Source organism: Jannaschia pagri (genome assembly GCF_019655435.1).
Lineage (GTDB): Bacteria > Pseudomonadota > Alphaproteobacteria > Rhodobacterales > Rhodobacteraceae > Jannaschia > Jannaschia pagri.
The window spans coordinates 23,587-44,686 of record NZ_BPFH01000012.1; the positions used below are offsets into that span (position 1 = coordinate 23,587).

Annotated in this window: 16 protein-coding genes; 9 read left to right on the top strand and 7 right to left on the bottom strand. The window is 53.2% G+C overall.

Going from position 1 to position 21,100, the window contains the following annotated elements; genetic code table 11:
• Position 1: 1 nt before the first annotated feature.
• Entirely contained in the window at positions 2-775 is a 774-nt protein-coding gene (locus K5R33_RS18700) for a tyrosine-type recombinase/integrase (protein ID WP_220750609.1), read from the bottom strand.
• Here K5R33_RS18700 and K5R33_RS18705 point away from each other — a divergent pair.
• The gene (locus tag K5R33_RS18705; RefSeq protein WP_220750610.1) at positions 774-1,382 is read left to right on the top strand and encodes a hypothetical protein; all 609 of its coding nucleotides are present in this window, start codon (positions 774-776) and stop codon (positions 1,380-1,382) included. The genes K5R33_RS18700 and K5R33_RS18705 overlap by 2 nt on opposite strands.
• On the opposite strand, the gene K5R33_RS18710 is transcribed toward K5R33_RS18705, so the two are convergent.
• The 3 genes from K5R33_RS18710 to K5R33_RS18720 all read right to left on the bottom strand — a co-directional run bounded on the left by K5R33_RS18710 (position 1,379) and on the right by K5R33_RS18720 (position 4,992).
• Positions 1,379-2,317, bottom strand: coding sequence for a hypothetical protein (locus K5R33_RS18710; RefSeq protein ID WP_220750611.1), 939 nt, complete (start codon positions 2,315-2,317; stop codon positions 1,379-1,381). The two genes, K5R33_RS18705 and K5R33_RS18710, sit on opposite strands and share 4 nt — an antisense overlap.
• A 355-nt stretch (positions 2,318-2,672) precedes the next feature.
• Positions 2,673-4,499 (bottom strand): ParB/RepB/Spo0J family partition protein, encoded by a 1,827-nt coding sequence (locus K5R33_RS18715; RefSeq protein WP_505744263.1) that lies wholly within the window; start codon positions 4,497-4,499, stop codon positions 2,673-2,675.
• The gene (locus tag K5R33_RS18720) at positions 4,486-4,992 is read right to left on the bottom strand and encodes an antirestriction protein ArdA (protein ID WP_220750613.1); all 507 of its coding nucleotides are present in this window, start codon (positions 4,990-4,992) and stop codon (positions 4,486-4,488) included. The genes K5R33_RS18715 and K5R33_RS18720 overlap by 14 nt, the downstream gene beginning before the upstream one ends.
• Before the next feature lie 505 nt (positions 4,993-5,497).
• On the opposite strand from K5R33_RS18720, the gene K5R33_RS18725 reads away from it, so the two are divergent.
• Entirely contained in the window at positions 5,498-6,139 is a 642-nt protein-coding gene (locus K5R33_RS18725; RefSeq protein WP_220750614.1) for a hypothetical protein, read from the top strand.
• Positions 6,140-6,150: 11 nt separating this feature from the next.
• Positions 6,151-6,828 carry a hypothetical protein gene (locus tag K5R33_RS18730; RefSeq protein ID WP_220750615.1) on the top strand — a complete coding sequence of 226 codons (678 nt, stop codon included), beginning with the start codon at positions 6,151-6,153 and terminating at the stop codon, positions 6,826-6,828.
• A gap of 106 nt (positions 6,829-6,934) precedes the next feature.
• On the opposite strand, the gene K5R33_RS18735 is transcribed toward K5R33_RS18730, so the two are convergent.
• Positions 6,935-7,645 (bottom strand): hypothetical protein, encoded by a 711-nt coding sequence (locus K5R33_RS18735; RefSeq protein ID WP_220750616.1) that lies wholly within the window; start codon positions 7,643-7,645, stop codon positions 6,935-6,937.
• A gap of 310 nt (positions 7,646-7,955) precedes the next feature.
• Positions 7,956-8,900, bottom strand: coding sequence for a hypothetical protein (locus K5R33_RS18740; RefSeq protein ID WP_220750617.1), 945 nt, complete (start codon positions 8,898-8,900; stop codon positions 7,956-7,958).
• A 207-nt stretch (positions 8,901-9,107) separates the two neighbouring features.
• Here K5R33_RS18740 and K5R33_RS18745 point away from each other — a divergent pair, with 207 nt between their 5' ends.
• The 5 genes from K5R33_RS18745 (at position 9,108) to K5R33_RS18765 (ending at position 16,271) form a co-directional block, all read left to right on the top strand.
• Positions 9,108-9,713: a tyrosine-type recombinase/integrase gene (locus tag K5R33_RS18745; RefSeq protein ID WP_220750618.1), complete on the top strand. Its 606-nt coding sequence runs from the start codon at positions 9,108-9,110 to the stop codon at positions 9,711-9,713.
• A 3-nt stretch (positions 9,714-9,716) separates the two neighbouring features.
• On the top strand, positions 9,717-9,908 hold the full coding sequence (locus K5R33_RS18750) for a WGR domain-containing protein (RefSeq protein ID WP_220750619.1): 192 nt from the start codon (positions 9,717-9,719) through the stop codon (positions 9,906-9,908).
• 226 nt (positions 9,909-10,134) lie between these two features.
• Positions 10,135-10,518 (top strand): hypothetical protein, encoded by a 384-nt coding sequence (locus tag K5R33_RS18755; protein ID WP_220750620.1) that lies wholly within the window; start codon positions 10,135-10,137, stop codon positions 10,516-10,518.
• A complete protein-coding gene (locus tag K5R33_RS18760; RefSeq protein ID WP_220750621.1) occupies positions 10,515-12,128 on the top strand; it encodes a Tle-like phospholipase domain-containing protein in 1,614 nt (537 codons plus the stop codon). The genes K5R33_RS18755 and K5R33_RS18760 overlap by 4 nt, the downstream gene beginning before the upstream one ends.
• Positions 12,129-12,233: 105 nt before the next feature.
• Complete coding sequence (locus tag K5R33_RS18765; RefSeq protein ID WP_220750622.1) at positions 12,234-16,271, top strand: SPM autocatalytic domain-containing protein; 4,038 nt, start codon at positions 12,234-12,236, stop codon at positions 16,269-16,271.
• 966 nt (positions 16,272-17,237) lie between these two features.
• On the opposite strand, the gene K5R33_RS19180 is transcribed toward K5R33_RS18765, so the two are convergent.
• Entirely contained in the window at positions 17,238-19,847 is a 2,610-nt protein-coding gene (locus tag K5R33_RS19180; protein WP_305067761.1) for a calcium-binding protein, read from the bottom strand.
• Between the two features lie 325 nt (positions 19,848-20,172).
• Between K5R33_RS19180 and K5R33_RS18775 the strand changes: the two genes are divergently transcribed.
• A complete protein-coding gene (locus tag K5R33_RS18775) occupies positions 20,173-20,880 on the top strand; it encodes a hypothetical protein (RefSeq protein WP_220750624.1) in 708 nt (235 codons plus the stop codon).
• The last annotated feature ends 220 nt before the right edge of the window (positions 20,881-21,100 follow it).

A 21,100-nucleotide genomic window follows, 5' to 3' on the forward strand; every position in this document is an offset into this window, starting at 1 on the left:
CCTAGCGCTTCAACCGCCCCCAACAGGGTTTCGCGTGGGCGCGGAGTTCCACACCGATGAGCGCGCCGTATTGATCGTTGGCCGTCTGCGTGCGGTGCCCCAGAAGGGCGCGGCGGACGTGATCGGGCGTACCTGCAAGCTTGCCGCGATCATTGTAGCTGTGCCGGAAGGTCTTGGTATGGGCCAGATGTGCCGGAACCCCTGCCTCGAGAAGCAGGGTACGGATCCGGCGCAGCGCGGTCCATCGGCTAAACGGCCAAAGGCGATCCTGCGGGGTGGCAAGGTGGGCCAGGTTGATCGCGACCCGCTCAGGCACAGGGACGGCGCGCAACCGTTCTGCGCCGCGCTGTTTGAGGGTGTGGAAGACGACCAGCCCTTCCTCGGTATCGATGCAATCCCCGCGCAGCGCCAGCGCCTCGGAAAGGCGGCAACCGGTTACGTAGAGGAGCTGACAGAGCAGACGGAGGTCTTCCGGGGCTTTGCACGCTGTTGCGAGCACTTGGCGCTCCATTTCCTTGGTAAAGCTCTTGCGGTCCAGGTTCAGCTTGGCGCGGAGCTCCGGAGATAGAGGATTGCGAGGCTGAGGGCTTGCACCCGTTTGACCTATTCGGGTGCAAGCCCTGATAATCCAGACGGTTATACGCCTTAGCGGCGTGAACGATGCCCTGCCGGACACTGAAATAAACGAATGAAAACAGAATCTAAACACGGGCGCACCCGAATAGGTCAGACGGTAGCATGGCGGCAAGGAAATCTTGCCGACCGGGGCGATCATGCGCGCCTTCCTTCTTTGCTGTGTCGCCTTTCTGGCCGGACCTACGTCTGCCGAAGAAGCGCCTATCTGGGCGACGGCACTTCTGCCGCAGGCCATGGATCGAACCCTGCTGAGCGAACGCATGGTCTGCGCCGCAGGCCAGTTCCACATCGCCACGCGGACGCATCTCCAAACCGTCTCCGAGCGATCCTTCGCTTTGCCGAAAGTGGTCCCCCATTGTCTGGCTGTCTTGGCGGAGACGGCGCGACGAGAGGCGGCGCTCGATCTCTATTGGCGCCTGACGGTCGATAACGTGCTCTTCGATGCGCGTCAGATCGGGCCCCTGCAGTCTGACGAGTTCCGCACGGTTCTCGCGGCGGCGCAGGCCAATGCGACCACCTATGTCAGCATGACAGGTGAGACGCGGGCGTTGCCTTGCCCGCTCGCGTTCGATGCGGGGTTTCACTATGGGGCGGCTCGGCCGAGTGCGCAGGTTGCTGGTCTGGATGTGTCGGAACGGGACAGGTTGACCGCGACCTGTTTCGAAGAGGGAAGCGCCTTGCCATCTGCCTATGGGCTGACGGCGGGCATTCTGGCTGGCCAGGCATGGGCGCGGGCGGCGAATTAGCGAGGTCGCGATCTGTCCGCTGATGGGACGGAAGGGGTTCGATCTGGGACGACCAGCTCGTCTGCCACGGAAAGATCAAGGACGAGGTCCGGTAGGGCAGGGAGGCCGAGAGCGGGCTCAGTGCCTTCGGTATCGCCTGAGACAGGCGAGGACGCTGCCGTGAGAACGGCCTTGGCTTGCTGCGCGGCTCGTTCCCAAGACGCGTCCCGTTCTGTGACATGGGTCGCGATCTCTGTGGCTGCTGTCTGAGAGACCTGGCTTGCAACCTCTGCCCGAAGGGCCGCATCACGGGTGTCCAGGTCGGAGATCGCGCTCTGGCGGTCCTCCTCGACGAAACGGGTCAAGGATACGCCTGAGAGGCCCTGTGCGCGTCCTACAGACAGTGTCTCGACCGCGCGCTCCGTGAGGTAGCGGTCGCGCGCGTTACGTCGCTGCGTTTCCGCTTCTGCCAGGATCGCCTCGTCGGCACCCACAGCCTTGAGCCCATGGACGGTATGCCCTGCGATGACGGCGTCCAAACGGTAGAGGTCTACGCGGTCGCCGCGCCGTTCGGCATCGGCGCGTTCGGCTTCCAGGACGTCTCGGGTTCGACGATAAGCTTCGACATCAAGACCGCTTTCTGCTGCCAGCTTCTCGATTTGAGACAGGGCCGAGCGTTCGAAGGCGAGATATCCTGTGCGCGCGGTGTCATGCTGTGCTTGTAAGGCGCGTGTTTCCGTTGCGGATAGATCCGCCAGGTATTCGATCTTGTCCTTCGGAGAAGATGAGGCGGCGCTGGATCGCAGTAGGCTTCCAACCGCGCCCGAGGAGGGCAGGGACACCATCGCAGAAACTGTTTTGAGACCTGCACTGAGCGCGGCGCGTTCGGCAGTTAGGTTGGCGAGGAGGGTTTCAAGTTCCTTCTGTTCGGGCGATCCCTCTGGAACCTGATGCATTGCCTCCTGAACGTCCGCGATAGCCGCAGACAGCGCGTCCTCTTGTGCTTGTTGATCGTCGTCGTGGCTGTTTGCTGATGTCGGAGGTCTTTTCATGGTATCATAGTACCACAAACTATCCGACCGTATGTTACGGTTCTGTTAAGATTGGGTTTTCAGGCGATCTGACTCATCGCCGATGCGTCCACCTGACCCGCAGGTTCTTTGAAGAAGAGCCGAGGAAAACGGGCCTGGAACCGGCCCGTCTCCATGCTCCCACAGGGAGCACGAGAATTTTGTTTTCTGGCTTCGCTTTAAGGAAAAAACCCGCTGCGCGGGATGCGCAGCGGGTCTTGTCGCCCGGATGAACCAACGGTCAGGCGGCTTCGTTGCGCGCGATTTGCTGCAATCCATCGGTCTCACTTTGGGACACATCCTTCTGCCGATAGCTCCCCTTCGGAAACCCCATGAACCGTGGGACCCAGGTTGGGTCTGCGGGGTTACGTGTACCGTCGATGCAGGCGGTGAGGATGGTGCGCTGCACCTTTGCTGTCGCAGAGAGGTTGGCGGTCGCGGCCTCGGTGCCGGCGAACTCCCCGACCATGGCATTAAGCACCTGCTTATCGCGGACGAGGTCGAAGAAGGTCTGATCGGGGGACCAGTGCTCGCGCATGTCTGTGCCAAGCATCACGCCAAGGCCGTCGATGAGGGGGCTGTCCACGGACAGGCTCTCGATCATGAGGAAGGTCAGAATGCGCAGGATGTCCGCATCGGTGAGCGACTGCAGGCGGGTGAAGATGTCGAGCATTGGCGGACGCGGGTTGTAGTGGCCCGCGCCAGGGAGAACGGTCTCGACCTCGTCCAAACCAAGTAGCGTGGCGATCTCAGCACGTTCGGCTTCGAGGGTCTGCTGGCCTGTGTTGGCAGCAATGCTGTTGGCAATTTCTTCCTTCGGGCTGCGTTGCGGGTCGGCCTCGACGGACCAGAGAGAAGAGGATGAGAGCATATGCGCCGCGATCAGGCGCAGGGCGAGGCTGCCCTTGCCCAGTATGTCGGCGCGCACGGCGGCGTGGCGGTGCAGATCGACATAGGTCTGGGCGGGCTTGGTGAGTTCCGGCTTCGGTGCTGGTGCATCGCCCGTCGCTGCCCTGTCGCGGCGCTGCGCCTCGGCGTGGCTGAGATAGCCTTCGTGCTTGGTGACTTCGCCCTTGTTGCTGACGGCGATGAAGACTTTTCCGCCGTTCTTCTTTGGCGTCTTGCGGTGATCCCACGTCGCGAAATACGCGCCCGTGTCCATGACGACCACGTCTGACCAATCGTCGGCGCGGTAGCAGGTAGCGAGTTGGGCGATGGCCTCGTTCTGATGTGCCCAGAAAGCCTCGGCATCGGCAAAGTAGGCCTCTTCTCCGAAGAGATCTGAGATGACGGTGAGCCCTGCCGCCTCGTGGTCGAAGATGGCATTCTCGACGGGGATATGCGCCCCACCGAACAGCCAATCCTTGAGCCGCTGGCCTGTCGGGGCATAGGCCTCGTCATCCTTGACCAGCGCCCACCAAGCTCTCTGTTGCTTCGGACTTGCCATCGTCAGGATGCGAATGTCGCGGGCATAGATGTCGCCCTTGCGATAGGCCGTCAGGATCGGACCATGCAGATTGCCGAGAGCGAGCCGCTGCGCCACTAACCGCTCGGTCAGACCGAACGTGTCCGCGATGTCCTCGGGGCTGCGACCTTCCTTGACCAGCTTGGTGAAGGCCTTGAATTGATCGACCTCGTCCATGGGCAGGCGCTCGATGTTCTCGGCAAGGCTGGCCTCGACAGCGTGGGCGTCGTCGCCCGCCGCAAGGATTAGGCAAGGCACGGCGGACAACGCGGTGCGCTCGTCTTGGCTTAGGGCGTCCTCGCCAAGGATCGCGGTAAGCGCATGTAGGCGGCGCTGGCCCGCAATGACCTCGAAGCCATCCCCTCTCTCGCGGACGAGGAGCGGTTGGATCACGCCAAGGGCGCGGATGCTGGCCACAAGGTCATCGCAGTCCTTCGCACCATGCTTGCGCACATTGAGGGGGCTGACAGTGAGGTCGGTGATATCGATGTGATGCAGGGTCATTGATCTATCCTTTCGCTGTGTTTGTCGATGCGGAGGCGCATCCCGAACCCCCTTGGGACCGAAGGGGATCGGGGCTGCGCTCCCGTCATCCGCAGCGATAGATCAGGCGCTTTCCGGCGATCTCGGCCTCGGAATAGTCCATGCCGAGGTCCCGCCCGATGGCCTCATAGTCGAGATACGGCGCGAGCCGCTCGGGGATGTCGCCGAACACACCTTCTTCGACGAACTGCTCGGCAAGCTCGCGCAAGTTGTCGTATTCGTAGATATCGAGATCGAAGTCGTCTGGGGTCGTGTCTACATCGAAGGCATAGCCGCAGTCTCCGACCGCCAAGATCACGCGTGTCTTCTCGTCCTCGTCCCACGCGTCAACGATCTCGAAGAAACGGCGAATGGTGTTCTGGTAGAGACCAACCGCACCAGCGAGAGCACAATCGATGGCCTCCCCGTCGATGAACTGGAGTTCGAACTCCTCGACGGGATCGCCGAAGTCGTTCCGCAAGACGGCGGCCTTGGCAGCATACTCATCAAAGGACGTGAAGTAAAAACCAACGGCTTGGATATCGTAAGGCTGGGCATGGAGCGTGACGGTCATTTTCTGTTTCCTCTCAATGGGTCAGGGGTTGCGCATGCAACCCTTGCCCCTCGGCGAGAGCGGGGGTGCAAACGGAGAGGAAAATCGACGAAAGATCCGCTATCTTTTGCGGAGGGTCCGCGCCTCATCGGCGTGGAAGCCGTCAAAGTACGGATCTCTTCGGCCTATTTTGTTCGAAGTGCGCCGGGGGCGGAGACCCAAGCCCGCGGCGGCGCTGCCGACGCTAGCAAGGATTCCGCGGAACGCGGATGCGCCAAGGATTGAAGCCCGAAGGGCGGAGACGCTCTTTCAGCAGCTCCGCGCGCGAGAGCCTGACCCGAAGGGGGGCGGAGGTCACGTATTTACAGAAAAGGGCTTATGCGACTTTGGCACGCTTTCTAATGAACACGATGGCTGTCCCATAGGGAAAAATTGCACAAAGAATCGACCTGACTATCGATAGAGAGTGGGTGCAAAAACTCCTAAAGTATGCTCATATCTCTTTTCCAAACAAGGGATTCGAAAAATGCATTTCAATAAAGATATGTTCTTGTCTATATTCAAGTTATTTCATATATCTCTTTTTTTTGGTGTTATGGTCACTGTCGCAACGAACGCAAAAGCGGATGTGAGGTGCAAGTGTCCGTCGATCAGCGCTGAGGGAGAAGGTAACAGTAGCTGTTCAGCCAATGAAAGCGGAGGTACATGTACCATCGACTTCAACTTGTTTGGAGTCCGTGAAGTGCGGGCTTCTGAGTTTCTCAGCGAGCAACTGGAGCCAAACTTCCAGCCTTTCCCCAATCAAAATACGGTAGACTCACTTCGCCAAGCGGAAGAATCAGGTATTCTTTTCGATCAGGTATTTATGTACCTCAATGTTGCCGCGATTAGTCAAGGAACCCGTAATCCAGAGTCTGTTCCACTCAGCGAAATTGAAAGCCTTTTTTCTTTAGCTTCGGAGTTTCAAAAGGAAATTGAATTTGCTTTCTCACAGCAAGTTTTTGGACAGGTTATGAGCGGAAGCTTAGTGTTTCCAACAGATATGTTTGTCGACATGGGTGAAGTAGTTATTTCACCTGGCTGCGTTGAGATATTGCATAGCGGGCAGTGGTTGATGTTCAAAACGCATTGGTCATTAGCCGCAGAAGCGCCCGGATGTAGTAGCTGATAGGTGATACTGTGAAACATGTTGTAATGATCTTAGTAGGTGGGGCTTTGGTCGCCTTTCTTTTCTGGCGTCTCTGGGCCCCGGATGTAGATGTAAGCCTTTGTGAAGCAGATCCTACCGTCTGCCCCTGTATGCGGATTTTGCCCGAAGATAGACAACTAGGAATAAAGTTCTCAGTGGACAATGGAAAGCTGACTGAGCTTGAATTTGGTGGAAGTAGAGCGCAGGGAGAAGCACCTTCGGCAGATTTAGCCGAGAAATTCGTTCAATGCATTGAACGTGTTCGAAAGGATGCTGTCGTCAAGAATTTCTCAAAATTGAATACTTCGCCAATTGGCCAGATTGCTAATCAATGGCTGCGGAATAATGGACCACAGATCACCCTTCGCCCGCAGAATGAAGAAGAGATCCCTATCATCAACAACTTACAAATTGGCCCTACCAGTGGAGTAAGATGGAAGATTCTTGAGGAATGGTGCTCGGGAGAGATGAGCGATTGCGTCGAGTGTAGTGATACACTTGCTGGCGAACAGACAGTGGCTGTCGAGGTTCGTTTGAGAGAAAATGCGCCAGTATTTCGAGAATTCTGGTCGGACGATTGGCCAATAGTTGATCCAAAGCGCAAGGCTTGGGAATTGGTAGATAACGAAGGCAAGCGTTATTTGTACGCATGCCGCTCCCAAGAATAATCTACGTTTGGTGCACGTGTCATAAGTTGTGCAACATGACGCTTTTTTATTCGCACGCGAGGAGCGCGGATGTAGTATTTCCCGATATAGTTTGAAAACGATAAAGTCAATTTTTCTCTTGGCTGTTGTTCGAGATTGGTTCAACTTCCACGTTGTTTTTTGCAAGCGAAGCAAACAATTCAGTTGTGCCTCGGGTCGCATCCAGTGAACCTAAACCGCCGGTATCACGCAGCACAGACATGACACCATTTACAAAATTGGCCAATTTTGGAGCGCGATTTATGGCATGGACCCCTTCCCGTGCGCATGCTTCTATGTTCCCGTAGAATAGTTGATGAAAATCGTCGTCTTTCTTTTTGCTTAGCTGTCGTCTGGCCATCTTTAAGGTGTCATAGGTTCTTGAAACGTTCACTATTGTTGGTATGTAGTCGTAGGCAGACAGGTATACCGATACTCTCGACAACAAAAAGAAGGCCGCTAGGCTTGTAGCATCCAGCACGGGTAACTCTGAGACGTGTCCAAACCACGCGCCAACCGCAAGCCCAGGCCCTATCATACCGATTATCGCGTTCCGAATTTCAAGTGGCCTGTTTGACGAAAACACAATATTAAACAGTAGATAAAGAGCCGCGAGCGCAGCGCTCTCCCAGATTGCAGCGCTAATGGGGTCTGTGGGAAGCGACAAGGTTTCTAAAATTGGCTGGCCGTCGATCACAGATGGAAATAAGGCGACTGAAATAAATGCCCCCCAACGTCTATAGTATGAAGCCAAGCTTGTTCCGACAAACCCGACAGGCCCAAAATCTAAGTTTATCACTCTATGTTTCCTAGTGTTTAGTAAAGATTGCCAATTATCTTAAATCAATACCAGCGTTAGGCGGCAAGTAGCTGGCCGTGCTGTTTGACTAATGGTTTTGCTTTGAGAGCGCTCCATCGGATCAGCATTTTGAAAGAGGAAGTAAATCTGCGTGATATTTAACACTATTACTAATTCTGTTGGGCAGCAGCACGCGCAGCTGTGACTGACGAGCGGGGTAGCCGAAGCGGAGGCGAACAAAGCAGGGGAGGGCACTAAGTTCACTCCTTCTTGCAGTAGTAGAGGGCAATGCAGGGGGGCAGGTCACTTACTAGTCAGTCTCTACCACAAAATCGAACGGTATCGACACAGGTTTGCGACGACCCTGAGTGTACTCTCTTCGTAAAAACTTGTTTCGAGGTGGCAAGGTGCGATCCATGCTGCTTAATACCGTTGCAATATGTGGACCCTCGCGATTAACAAGAAGCTTTGCCAGAACATTACCATGAACAAAAAGCAAGCTGTTGATCGGACCCTCAGCACCCTCACCATGTCCATCTTGAACGCTTGTAATGATATAAAAGAGCTGTTCCTTATCTAGCGTGTCCCCAGAGTTCCATTTTGCGCTAGCCCTATCAAGTGCACCAATAGCAAAATCAAAATGCTCGATGATTGATACACTCTTTTTTATCTGCTCTTCATCTAAATAATTCACGAGGATTTCAACCCTATGTCGCAACGCATCTAGTTGCCGTTTTGCAAAGTCCAACTCCCTATCAAAGGCTCTTAAGTTGTTACACAAAATAATATAGTTGCCTTCAATCCGAGCGAGTTGTGCGACTGCAATCCGATGCGTTGCCTCTCTATATCCATGCGTCCACTGAAATTCTTCGGCTCCGAGTTGCATGGATTCATAGTCGGCGACCCATGTCATGCTATAGATTGAAAACTCGACATTTGGAGCCTTGTCTTCGACCAAGCTTGTGATCCTCATAGCCTTCCTTACATTTAGGAATCTTATTGCAAGGGGAATTGCAATTGCCAGGAAAACAATCTCCAAGACGACAGAGATGAAGTCATATGAAGGCCAGAAGCAAAACCAGTAACCTAGCTCTCCAGCATCACAGCTTTCAGAAAGCTGTGCCACCATTCTGAATGTATAACTTAGGGCGACATAGGAACATACTATAACGATCAGTAGTATGAGCAACATCATCGCTGAGTCACTTGTAAGACTTAATGTAAATCTACGCGCTGAACCGATTCTAGGTTTCACTACCAGACTCCACCCTTTAAAAGTACAGCATTAGATCCTTCTGCTCCTTGGCGACAAGGCCGTCGCATCATCAGATACAAACTGATCTGGCTATTTAATACTATTGATAATAGTGTTAAACACTTCACCATCCAAGTCTGTGGATCGATAGGGCAGGGGAGGGATTCCTGCTTCGTGGTTTAACAGTTATCGGGTATATTGTTAAATATGAGCGAAATGCGCCTCCACGACACGGCCGGAAACCGGCTTTATCTGAACGCCGAAGAGCGCGCCGCCTTCCTGGCCGTCGCTCGGAAACAGCCGGCCCGGGATCGGACGCTGTGCGAGACGCTGCACTTCACCGGCTGTCGACCGTCCGAACTTCTAGAGATCACCCCGGCCAAGGTCGATCTGTCTGGTGGCACGATCACGATCCGCAGCTTGAAGAAGCGCAAGGATGCCTCAGGAGGCCAGAAGATCGTTTTCCGAAGCGTGCCGGTGCCGCCGGACTACCTGGACACCCTCAACACCGCCCACGGCGTCAGAGAAGCCCAGAGATCACGCAAGGCCGCCAACGCACCGATCTGGCCGCTCAGCCGCGTCCGCGTCTGGCAGATCGTCAAGCGCATCATGATCGAGGCTGGGATACCGGACGCGCCGCAGCGCACGCCCAAGGGCCTGCGCCACGGCTTCGGGATCAACGCCACGGTCAACGGCATTCCGCTCCACATGCTCCAGAAGTGGATGGGGCATGCGCAACTCACGACCACGGCGATCTACGCCGACGCGGTCGGCAAGGAAGAGCAGGACATCGCGTCCCGGATGTGGGGGTAGGGGATGTATCTGATCCGAACGGAACCCGAGGCCAACCTCCACCAGTTCTATCGCATGGAGATCGCGCGCGGTCTCTTCGGCGACTGGAGCCTGATCCGGGAATGGGGGCGGGTCGGGCAGGTCCGCACCGACTGGTTCACCACAGAAGCCGACACCAAGGATGCCCGCTTCGAGCTGCATCGTAGACAGCTATAAACGCGAGTAAGCACCCGCATTGCGTATTAAATGACTGTACTACCCTCACTCCCTACAGCCCTCTTGCACTATTGAGCCCAATGATGTCCGGTAGCATCGGAGGGTTAAGGCATACCGGAGCGCTCAAACTACGACTCCGGCACGTGTACGGCGCGATGGACGGTCAGCGCAATCGCACAAACTTTCCAAATTATCTTATGCGAGGAAAATTAGGCGCATCATTAGTATGAAGACAATCATCGCACTGGTGGTGGCCACCACAACACTGTTTGCCATCGACTATTTGGCAAGTAGATTGGCAAATAACACTGCTCGAGATGCTTCCCTTAATATTGATGACAGTAAGGTCGACTGGCAATCAAGTGGGCCACAGAACTGTATCTCTGAGAGATCCTTAGTGATATATATATATCAAGTTTGCCATGATGTTCGTGCTTGGGGTAGTGATCCAGGAGAATGGACTGCTTCCGTATATTATCACCCACCTCGAGCCATCTTTGATCCAACGCGCTTCCTCATGTCTACTGAATACTACTTTAAGGAGGTGCCGTACGGTGATGTCTTGAGAGTAATTGGCTATAATAAAAATATCAGGCGGGTTAAAAAATGACGGATCTACTCGGACTTTCCCAACTATCAATTGACGTCTATGAGGAAGTAAATCGCGCAAGTAGCCCAGGCTATACTGAGGTGACGGGAGCTTTTGATGTAGATTCAGACACTGGATTCCAAGCCAACGCATATTATAATTCGAGCACTAACACGCTAGTTATTGCGTATGCTGGAACAGATTGGTCATTGACCAATTGGGAGGATATTGGTGACGACGCAGTTCTAGCGCTTGGCGGCCTTCCGGAGCAGGCACCACAGGCGATATCATACGCCGAACAAATAATCCAAGACTTTGAAGATCCAAATAATCCTGATCTAAAAATTGTTTTTTCCGGTCACTCTCTTGGTGGCTATCTTGCTCAGCATACGCACTTAACCTTAGGCCGAGGTTCAGCAGTTGTTTTTAATTCTCCAGGTGTGAATTCAAATACACAGATTTCGGGCGCTCCAAGCGTAACATATGTATTCTCAAACCCTACATCCTGGGGGACCTCTAATTCAATTCATACTCTAGGCGACTATATCGGAGAGGACTATTTCTTTGCGATGGATGCGGTCGGGCATGGAATTGCGTCCATAAGAAACACTCTCGGAGCAGACGGGCAGTCGCCGTTGTCGCTAAGCCAGATAAAACAAGTGATAATAGAGGAAATTGAGGCCGTACAGTTTGATAGTGATATCACCTCGATTGTTGACACCTGGGCTATTCGAGGGGTCATTATTGATGCCCTATTGGAAGCGCTTGAAGAAACAGGGAAATATTGCTTTAGGCCGGGAACGAAGATATCTATGTGGCCTACGGAAACCGCACAGTTTCAGCGGCCTCAAAGAATCATTGGTCGAGAAGACTTTCTACAAAATGCATGGGAGAAATCGATTGAAGCTGTCAAGGAGGGGGATGTAGTAGTTTCGTTCGATTTTGATGGAAACTTAGTTCCTGGCGTCGTAACGCGTCTTTTTAGATCGGACGCCAAGACAGTCTTGGACCTTCATGGAACTCACGTTACCCCTGGCCACGTGTACTACCGCGCTGACAGCAAGAAGCCGCACAAGTTCGAAACCCTGATCGATATTCTCCGTGATGACGGTGTCATCCAGATGCAGGACGGTACGCTCATCCGCGCGTCGACGAATGCGCCTGTGGGCGACCGACTTGATGGTTTCGTGCAGGCCGTAACAGGGACGCGCAACGCAGATGGAAGCCTGACGGAGAAGGAACGCGGGCGCATTCGTCTGGGGACACGCTTCATCGTGGATGGTACGCGCTCTTACTGCGTGGCTGATCTGATCGATGCTGCGGGGGGCACGGTAGATGAAGATGAGCTGATCCGGGTGGGCGACAGCGCATCGATGGCCTTCCACTGGGAGTTCGATGACGCTCTCCCGAAACCTGAGGATTTCGTCCTGGCCTGCTCGGGCACAACACTCGAAGACATCTATCGAGTCTCGGAGTGGGAGGGCGCGCGTCCGCATTTGCCTGCGCCTTTGGTGCGGGATGGGGGACCTGTTCAGCCGCTGCGGGAACCGGCCCGGGCTCTGATGCCGCGCAACCAGCCGCTCGGCATAGATCAGCCAGGACCAGGTAACGGAGCCAAGCCGCGCCAATAGAGCGCTGTTCAAAGAACAGAGAAGCCGCCCCTGGTGGGGCGGAGGGGGACACGCAGGGGGCTGTGAGATCTACTCGCTTCCTGCACGGACATTCCAGAGGTGCGCATGTCTGAGCAATCATATTTCGCCGTTGATCTTTCAAGCTTGAAGGGAGGCGGCGTTCCGCTTGCCGCCTATCCGGATGAGATGGGCGACCAGTCTCTCGATACGGATGCAAGCACGTGGAAGGTCTACAACTTCGAAGTCGCCGAGCATCATACTTACATCGCCGATGGCGTTCGGGTTCATAACAAGTCGGTACTCGCCAATCTCCAGACCGGCGATAAACTTCTCGATATTACTATCGATGATAATGGCCTTCCCCGCGACATGATCGTAGAACGCGATATTGACGCTGATGGCATTCCTGAGACAGTTGAATACGATGGGATCGGGATTCTTGGAGATACTTGGTTAATCTCAACTACAACGACAAAATCCGATGGAACCCTCGAAACAAGCTATTCCGTCTTTGACTTCCTAGAAGGAACTACTGATGCGATCGGAAAGGGAGTCCAGCAATTACTATCAGATGCGGCTGATCGGATCTACCACTATGCTAGTGGGCTCCTTGAGGTGTTCGATGGTACAACTGTTTCGCCTCTCGTCTTGGACCTAGATGGTGATGGGATAGAATTAACCTCACTAGAAGGTGCAACCGCCTTCTTTGATCTGGATCTAGACGGCTGGTCCAATGCAACTGGCTGGATTGGTCCCGATGACGGTCTTCTCGCATTGGATCTGAACAACAATGGATATATTGACGACGCACGAGAACTCTTCGGTGATCAAACTGGGTGGGGCAACGGCTTCCGAGCTTTAGCGGTATATGATTTCTATGCACATGGAGGAACGTTCGACGGCTATATTGATGATCAAGATGCAATCTTCTCTGATCTCGTTATCTGGCAGGATAAGAACTCCGATGGCTATAGTCAGTCACATGAGATGCAAGCGTTATCAGAGGCGGGAATTGCATCTATTGACTTGGGCTATATCGACTGGAGCGCGAATCCTGCGGATGATCTAGCCGGAAATGACAGAATCAAACCTCTCGAATCGACATTCACGTGGAGTGACGGCTCCGCTGGACGAACACTCGATGTTTATTTTGAAAGCGATCTGCTTCGGACAATAAAATCGGTAGATAATGAGTTTCGCTATCACGATGAAGTCTTTGATCTACCGTTTCTTCCAGGAGTTGGGAAGCTAGCTTCAACATGGATCGCGATGAGCGAGGATGCAGCTCTTCGCGCTTCTGCTGGGTCTTTAGTAAATAAAGCTAGCGAAGGGGAAATTATTGAATTTTTGTCGGATTTCCAAGGGTTTCTGTTCGAATGGGCTGACATCCCGCGGGCCTGGGGCGGAGATCACATGGATGGTCAGATATTATCTTTTGTTGAGACGGTATTAGGCCGAGATTTCCGAGACGGTGATATCCCTGGCCATACTCAGGCCGGCCTTCTCACTGGAAATGCCGGTCCTATGATCGCTGCTTTGGCGCTAGAATTTCTGACCCAGGTAGCAAAAAGTGATGCTATGCGGAACTCGCTCGATGCAGATGCATTTAAGGGTCACTTCAATCAACATCCTTTGCGATCACTGACATCAACGGAAAGTGACGCTGCTGCAATCGTAAGTGGCCTCCTTGCGGCGGTTTATGATGGTGGGCTAGAGCTAACGGAAGCTGGCGTTATATTGAACCTATATGTCACTGCGGGTGTCCATTCGAGGAGGTCTATATTATCCGCGACTGAATCAGCTATCTTGGAAGATGGCACAGATGAAGCTATCGGGCTGGATACATTTGCTAGAGTCGCCTTAATCAGATCACATTTTGTTTTCGGAACTGGTCTTGTCGATGATATAAATCAGTATATAGAACCATTCTATCGTCAGGTTATATTTGGACTTGAGGGTGATGACGAAATAACAGATGGAAGAACGGCTGATCTTCATATTTATAGACGGGGTGACGGCTCAGACACAATTACTAATCAGCATCAGAATACTAGTAGTAGCCCGACTCCGGACACATTGTTCTTTGCAGATCTTGATTCGAATGAGGTCATCTTCAGGTGGGAGCCTCATTCGTACGGTATCTATAATTTGGCGATGACCACAACTGACGGGGCAGAGATTGTTTCATTGCGTCAGTACCTTTCGAATACTTCAGTCTATTCACGCAATAGTATTGAACAGATTGCCTTTGTTGATGGGGTGATCTTGGATTTGGCCGGAATATCTGCAAAAGAGTTGTCGGATACTGGTAGAGAGATTGTTCATGGGACATCGGAAGATGACGTGCTTACTGGAAACATAAAAGGGGATTTTCTGTTTGGGTATGTTGGGGATGATCACATCCTAGGAATGGAGGGTGATGATTATATAGATGGTGGCGAAGGCGTTGATACGCTTCAAGGTGGGCTCGCAGATGACAAAATCGAAGGCGGCGCAGACACTGACAGCCTAGACGGCGGTGATGGTGCGGATGAGCTCTACGCTGGCGTAGAGGGGGGTGGCTCAGAGTACAGCTACTACTTCGGCGATGATACGTTACGAGGTGGGGCAGGCGATGACCTGCTCGTCGGGGCCAATGGTGGCCAACTGCTGGATGGGGGCGCGGGCGACGATACGCTCAATGGCGGAGATGATCGCAGCACCGCTGATACCGATAGCCTCTACGGTGGAAACGGAAACGACCTCCTCATATCGGGGCAGGTCATTACACCCAGCTCACCTACGCAGTCTAAAGGCGATCAGCTGCAGGGCGGTTCCGGGCAGGACACACTCGAAGGTGGTGCCGCGAACGATACCTTGGAGGGTGGCTCTGGGACAGACAGTCTAGATGGTGGTGCCGGGGACGATACGCTGTATGCGGCTGACGCATTGGGTTCGAACTTCGTTGGGGCCGACACTCTCCGAGGCGGAGCCGACGACGATCGCCTCGTTGGGGCAAACGGTGGGCAAGAACTCTATGGCGATGCAGGTAACGACACCTTGGAGGGTGGCGATGACATGGGCACATCGGACATGGACATCTTGGTCGGCGGCGCCGGAAACGACCTGTTACGGTCCGGGCAAGACGCAGCCGTCTCGGAAGTAACGCAGTCCCAAGGCGATCTCCTAAAGGGCGGCTCAGGTGACGATACGCTCGAAGGTGGTGCCGCGAACGACACCTTGGAAGGCGGTTCAGACACAGACGACCTCCGCGGAGGCGCAGGGGCAGACGTGCTTTGGGCGTCGACGGCCACGGAGAACGATGTTGGGAGCGACACCCTACGGGGAGAGGAGGGTGACGACATCCTCAATGGCGCCAATGGTGCGCAGCTTCTGATCGGCGGTGCTGGCAACGACACCATCAGAGGAGGCGATGATTTTACCACCTCAGATCAAGATACGCTCAGGGGCGGCGATGGAGATGACTTACTGATCTCTGGACAAGGGGTCGCACCTTCAGCGGCAACCAAGGCAAATGGTGATCGTCTCGAAGGTGAGAAGGGTAATGACACCCTTCAAGGCGGAATGGCGAATGACACGCTGCAAGGTGGAGATGGGGACGACAGTCTGTCCGGCAGCGATGGCAACGACCGCCTATTTGGTGGCGCGGGGGCCGATACGCTGGATGGCGGAGCCGGAATCGACCTGGTGCAGTATTACGTGGCTGATGCGGGTATGGTGGTTGATCTCCAGCACGCCAACTTGAACACCGGTCACGCAGCTGGCGATACCTTCCTGAGCATCGAGAACCTACACGGGGGCGGCGGAGACGACGATCTGCGTGGGACATCCGGAGATAACGTCATCTGGGGCGGAAATGGGGATGACGTTCTCTATGGGCGCGGGGGAAATGATGTTCTATCAGGCGGAGACGGCGCTGATCGCTTCGTCTTCCGTCGGGACTACGACATCGACACGGTCACCGATTTCACCGACGGCATCGACACCTTACATCTTCAAAACCTAGGCCTCACGAGTGCGCAGGACGCTCTGGCCGTCGCGGTCCAATCCGGTAGCGACGTGCGCTTCGACTTCGGCCAAGGCGACGTCTTGGTCGTACGGAACGTGACAAAGGCCGACCTCGCCGACGATATCTTGGTCTAGCCAAGCCGCAGCAGATGCCGAGGGTGGAAACCTGCCCTCGGTGATATGCAGAGAGTAAATATCTTACATAATCTGAATTATAGACGGACCTTCCCAGGATCAGAGCGCACTACTTCCGCCTGCGACTTTCTTGGGATGACAATGGCTTGTCTGGTGCAACGGGTCGAGGAATAGGGCGGAGATACGCGCAGCTGAACGTTGAGGAACAGCGGAAGATCGAGCGCTCTGGATCAGCTATGCGCTTACGCCATACAGCTTCATCCACTCCATAGCTGCAGGTTTTGGGCGACGGTTCACAATAGGAACGAACCGTGATGTTGCATCCGAGCAGCTATGTATCGGATCATCCTGCGACACTTGTCGCCAAACCATATCCTCAGCCCTGAAATACGATCGTTTAGACAAGGAAAAATCACATCTTACCGGACAAGGTACTGTTTTTACAAAGCGAATAGGATGTCCATCGACCTCTTCAACGAGCCCTACCGACATGCATGTCGAGCATTCCTTGCGATGCATCTCAAGCACCTTTTCTCGGCGTTTCTGCGACTGGATTATTACCAGTAACATAGTTACCAAATCATTAAAGCCACTGCGTAGCGCCTCGCATCTGCCCGCCTGCGAGAACCGATCTTTGCCGCAGGTATCACAAGGTGCAACAAGGGCGCTCAGCCACCTTCACGGGTCACTAGCAGTTCAGTCACAGATGTTTCTGATGATATGCTATTGCCTATACACCCTTCAGAGATCCGGTAGCAGACGATAAATTGCCCCGGCGTTCCCAACGAAGCCTCGTCCTTAGTGCACCGGATAAACTGCAACACGCTCCACAAGAACCACATGGGAGGCTAATCTCGGCCTGACCACAGATCATCGCATGACTGCATCGAAACACGTTCCCCCCTTTGGTCACTGCGTGTCGTAAAGCTCCAACATGCACACATGCCCAAACTGCAGCGCCAAACACTATCCTATAAAATCGACAAAATCGTCAAAATGCGGTTCCGGAAGATCGGCGAAACCTTCCAATTGAACCTGCAGAACATCTAACTTCTGACCTTCTCGGTCGATTAAGTCTAAAGACAGCACTTCACCTTCGAGGCTGAGACTCTCTGCTGCGAACTGAAAACCACCAACATTATAGAACAACAGCCTGTCGCCCTCCGACACGTTGAAATCTAAAACTGTGACTGCTCGCGAGGACGCCGTAAACTCAAAGGTGTCAGCCCCTCGGCCACCCGATACTGTATCATTTCCCGATCCCGAGAATATCTGATCATCACCCGCACCACCTAGGATATACTCGTCTCCATGCGTACCCCATATAACGTCATTTCCTTCGCCCCCGTCTATCTTGAGCGTACCTCCAATTGGACCGAACTGCGCACTTGTTAGATCAATAATGTCATCTCCACCCTCGCCATTAATTTCTTCTATATCAGTCAATCGAACAGAGTTCGCAGAAACGCCACCAGGAACGGCCGACAGAGTATTGTCCAGGAATAATGCACTGGAATTATTTCCAAGCCTTAAAACATCATACCCCAAACCACCATCAATAACACCTTCATAAATACGATACGAATCGAGTGGTAAGTATTGACCTGTTCCGATCTGCGAGCTGCTACCAATGTTGTACGCCACCCATCCGATCTCTGCCTTTACCCTCGCATCAATTATAAAAGTGTCGTCTCCAGAGCCGCCGGATAGAAAATCAATCCCCGGACCGCTAAAAATTATATCGTTGCCATCTTCTCCAAGAAGCCAATCGTTTCCATGTCCACCTTCGAGGCGATCATTTCCTGCTCCAGCGGAAATCCAGTCATCTCCTGCCGCGCCGACGAGCCGATCATTTCCACTGCCACCTGCTATCGTGTCGTTTCCATCCTCGCCATGAAGCGCATCATTACCCTCCCCACCGTTTATTTGATCGTCGCCAGCATCTCCATGCAAATGATCGTTGCCACCCGCACCATGAATCATGTCATCGGCCGATGTCCCTTGAATGTCATCACGGCCAGAAGTAACCGTGTAGATATCAATCTTTGCCATCTCATAGGCGCTAAGACCAATATCGACATAGGCATCACTCGTCATAAAGCCGTCATGATGCGTGAAGATGACATCACCGTCGTCATCAAATAGACTGCTGGCATTAGTGTATAATGACGTCACGCTAACGAAGAGTTGCATGCCTTGGCCTAGCTCTGAAACGTCAAGTCGGACTTGATGTGTACCCTCGCCTAGATCCGATCCACTTCGTTCACTTACAATTATTGAGTAGCGTTCCTCATTTCCAAAAGTGTGGATGTCGATTGATCCTTGGACCTCAAAGTCATCGAGCGGAGCCAAGCCGACCATCGTCTGTGATAGCCAGCTCATTGCAGCGCCACCGAATGTCAGATCGTTATCGACTGTATCAATAAGCGTGCGCTGCTTCTGATTTGGACTTCCAAATGTTAATGGCCAAAAGTTTGCACTGTCGATACCATATTCGGCTAACTCATAGAACGCTTCGACAACCGAATGTGCATAATGTATTCCATTCGCATTGCCAAGGTTGTCGCTACTGTTGCTACTTAATGGATTGCGCGGGCTCCATTCGGTAACGAAATAGTCAATACTATCGACCTGGAATGCATCTATGAAAATTTCCGGAACAACACCAAGTGAAAAGTGCCGCTGCGAGTCGATCCCCTCAAAGCCTGCGTCGAAGTAGACATGCCCAACGATCCCATCAACTTCATGAGCATACCGCGCCCCCTGAGATATGGCTTCAGCGATCGTCTGCGTTTGCGTTGCAGCGTTGCCCGAGCCGGGTATCGTAGCGTCGTGCCAGCCGGGCTGCCGCACTGCCTCGAGATTACGAACGGTATGTACAATGTAGTCTTCCCCGTCTGTTGGCTCAAGTAAAACCGCGCGGTCGGCAAGCGGACTAAATCGGTTTGCACTGGCAGCCACTTGAATAGCAATGTCGAGTCCAGGATAGCGACTTGTCAGGAAATCGGTAAGTTTTGCGGCCAGCCAACCATATTCCGCGGCGGTCATCCGACCGCTACCCCAAAATTCGTTTCCAATCTCCAGGCGCGAGATAGAGACGCCCCTGTCCGTAGCTTCTGCCAGTGCATGGTTGATATAGCGCTCAACATTCTCAAGATATCCGGTCGCCAATTCCTGACGTTCTCCGTATGTCCCGTTGAATAGCGCCTGGCCTGCGGACTGCGAAAAGGCTACCCGAGTAGGCACGACAAGTTGAACGCTAGCACCTTGATCCGCTGCAACGTCCAACATCTCTGCGATCGGAGTTAGTGTGCGCGTGTTTCCGTTCTCGTCGAGGCCCTCCGTAGCCTCCCAGTTGCCGGTTAGAAACGAAGTATCTGCGAAGATACTCTCCGTTACGCTTCCGCCTGGGAACCGGAAATTAGCGATTCCAAGCTTAGCTAGCTCATTCAAAGCTGCAGAGTTATTTGAAAATTCGAAGTCATAAGTGGTAACGTAATTGGCCCCGAAGAGGCTTGTCGTAATTACCTTGGAATCGTCAAGGTTCGCAGACTTTACTTGATACGCAGATTCCATTGCCAGCTCCATTGCTTATGGAGCAGTTGACGGTAGCGACTGTTATTTCTGGACCATTATTGTGACTAGAAATTGCATATCACATATAGATTATATAAAAGTATAAATTACCAGATAATTGGGGGCAAAGAATTATATGCAGAATATGGCGGCCCCGCGACAGCCAATAGTCACGTGTGTGCCTATTCGTTAAATTTGTAAATTAATCCAATTGGCAATTTTATTTCGGTAGTGCGCCAATCGAATGACATACATTAGCCATGAAAGCCCTTAATGATTGAACTGCTTCCCTAGGAGTCGTATCAGGGCAACAGAGGTGCATAGTATGCTAGGTGTCGCTTTTGCAATAAGTGCAATTCTGGGCCTTACTTTTCTCCTGGTAGGAGAAGATGGACCAGAAGAGGAACAAGATAATGAGCATTCAGACGGAGCAGATGGGGATACTTCCCCTCAGAAGGAATCGCAAGATTCTAGCTTGTTAGCGGAGCTATATGACGGTGAACCTAAGGAACTGGTTAAAGATGTTGTAGTTTTAGATGGTACAGACAGGGAGGGAGATGCGGAAACGCATATTGGAGTAATTAGCATAGCGGATACTGATATTGAGAATTTTCCGTCACATTTTTCTGACTGGACACAAAATACTGAAGTGGTCGTTATTGAAGCCTCGGAGGGTCAAAGTATTGATATTGAGGTTGATCGCCCCGGCAGCCTCCACGTAATGAATGCAAGTTTTTTCGATTACGGTGATCGCGGTGATGCGATCGAGCGGCACACGGGTGCAAATGTATACTTCGTACCGGACGGTCAGCAGTTTGGAAACGATCTACGTTGGTCGGAGACAGGCGCCGTTCTGTACTCTGACGCGGATGCGGCGAGTGAAAGCTCAGAGACAGGCGGGATCAAGCTTATCGCCCGAGTGAATACTGGGATTTGGTCTTACTTGAACAATGGGACAGAGGTGGAGACGCTCTCTGATTCACGAGTCTTTGATTTTCAGATCACAAGCTCAATGGGTATTTCTCTTTCATAGAGGTCTTCAGAAAGCACCGTTGTATAGATTGTTCCACTATAAAGTGTATTGCCCAGAAGCGCGAGCGCTCCAGCAGAAGACAAATCAGTCATACTCTCCGTTCCCATCATCATTGGGGCGCAACCCGGATAGTCTAGCGAACTAGGTTGGGCACTTCTTCTGAGCCGTAAGCGTCCGGTGAAGACGCGGATTGCTCAGCGTTTTGTGGGCCGAACCCCGA

Bases quoted from the DNA above. Each gene is read 5' to 3' on its own strand.
- K5R33_RS18705 (WP_220750610.1), top strand. From the start codon at position 774: ATGCGCGCCTTCCTTCTTTGCTGTGTCGCCTTTCTGGCCGGACCTACG.
- K5R33_RS18750 (WP_220750619.1), top strand. From the start codon at position 9,717: ATGTATCTGATCCGAACGGAACCCGAGGCCAACCTCCACCAGTTCTAT.
- K5R33_RS18760 (WP_220750621.1), top strand. From the start codon at position 10,515: ATGACGGATCTACTCGGACTTTCCCAACTATCAATTGACGTCTATGAG.
- K5R33_RS19180 (WP_305067761.1), bottom strand. From the start codon at position 19,847: ATGGAATCTGCGTATCAAGTAAAGTCTGCGAACCTTGACGATTCCAAG.
- K5R33_RS18745 (WP_220750618.1), top strand. From the start codon at position 9,108: ATGAGCGAAATGCGCCTCCACGACACGGCCGGAAACCGGCTTTATCTG.
- K5R33_RS18720 (WP_220750613.1), bottom strand. From the start codon at position 4,992: ATGACCGTCACGCTCCATGCCCAGCCTTACGATATCCAAGCCGTTGGT.
- K5R33_RS18725 (WP_220750614.1), top strand. From the start codon at position 5,498: ATGCATTTCAATAAAGATATGTTCTTGTCTATATTCAAGTTATTTCAT.
- K5R33_RS18765 (WP_220750622.1), top strand. From the start codon at position 12,234: ATGTCTGAGCAATCATATTTCGCCGTTGATCTTTCAAGCTTGAAGGGA.
- K5R33_RS18755 (WP_220750620.1), top strand. From the start codon at position 10,135: ATGAAGACAATCATCGCACTGGTGGTGGCCACCACAACACTGTTTGCC.
- K5R33_RS18710 (WP_220750611.1), bottom strand. From the start codon at position 2,317: ATGCATCAGGTTCCAGAGGGATCGCCCGAACAGAAGGAACTTGAAACC.
- K5R33_RS18700 (WP_220750609.1), bottom strand. From the start codon at position 775: ATGATCGCCCCGGTCGGCAAGATTTCCTTGCCGCCATGCTACCGTCTG.
- K5R33_RS18775 (WP_220750624.1), top strand. From the start codon at position 20,173: ATGCTAGGTGTCGCTTTTGCAATAAGTGCAATTCTGGGCCTTACTTTT.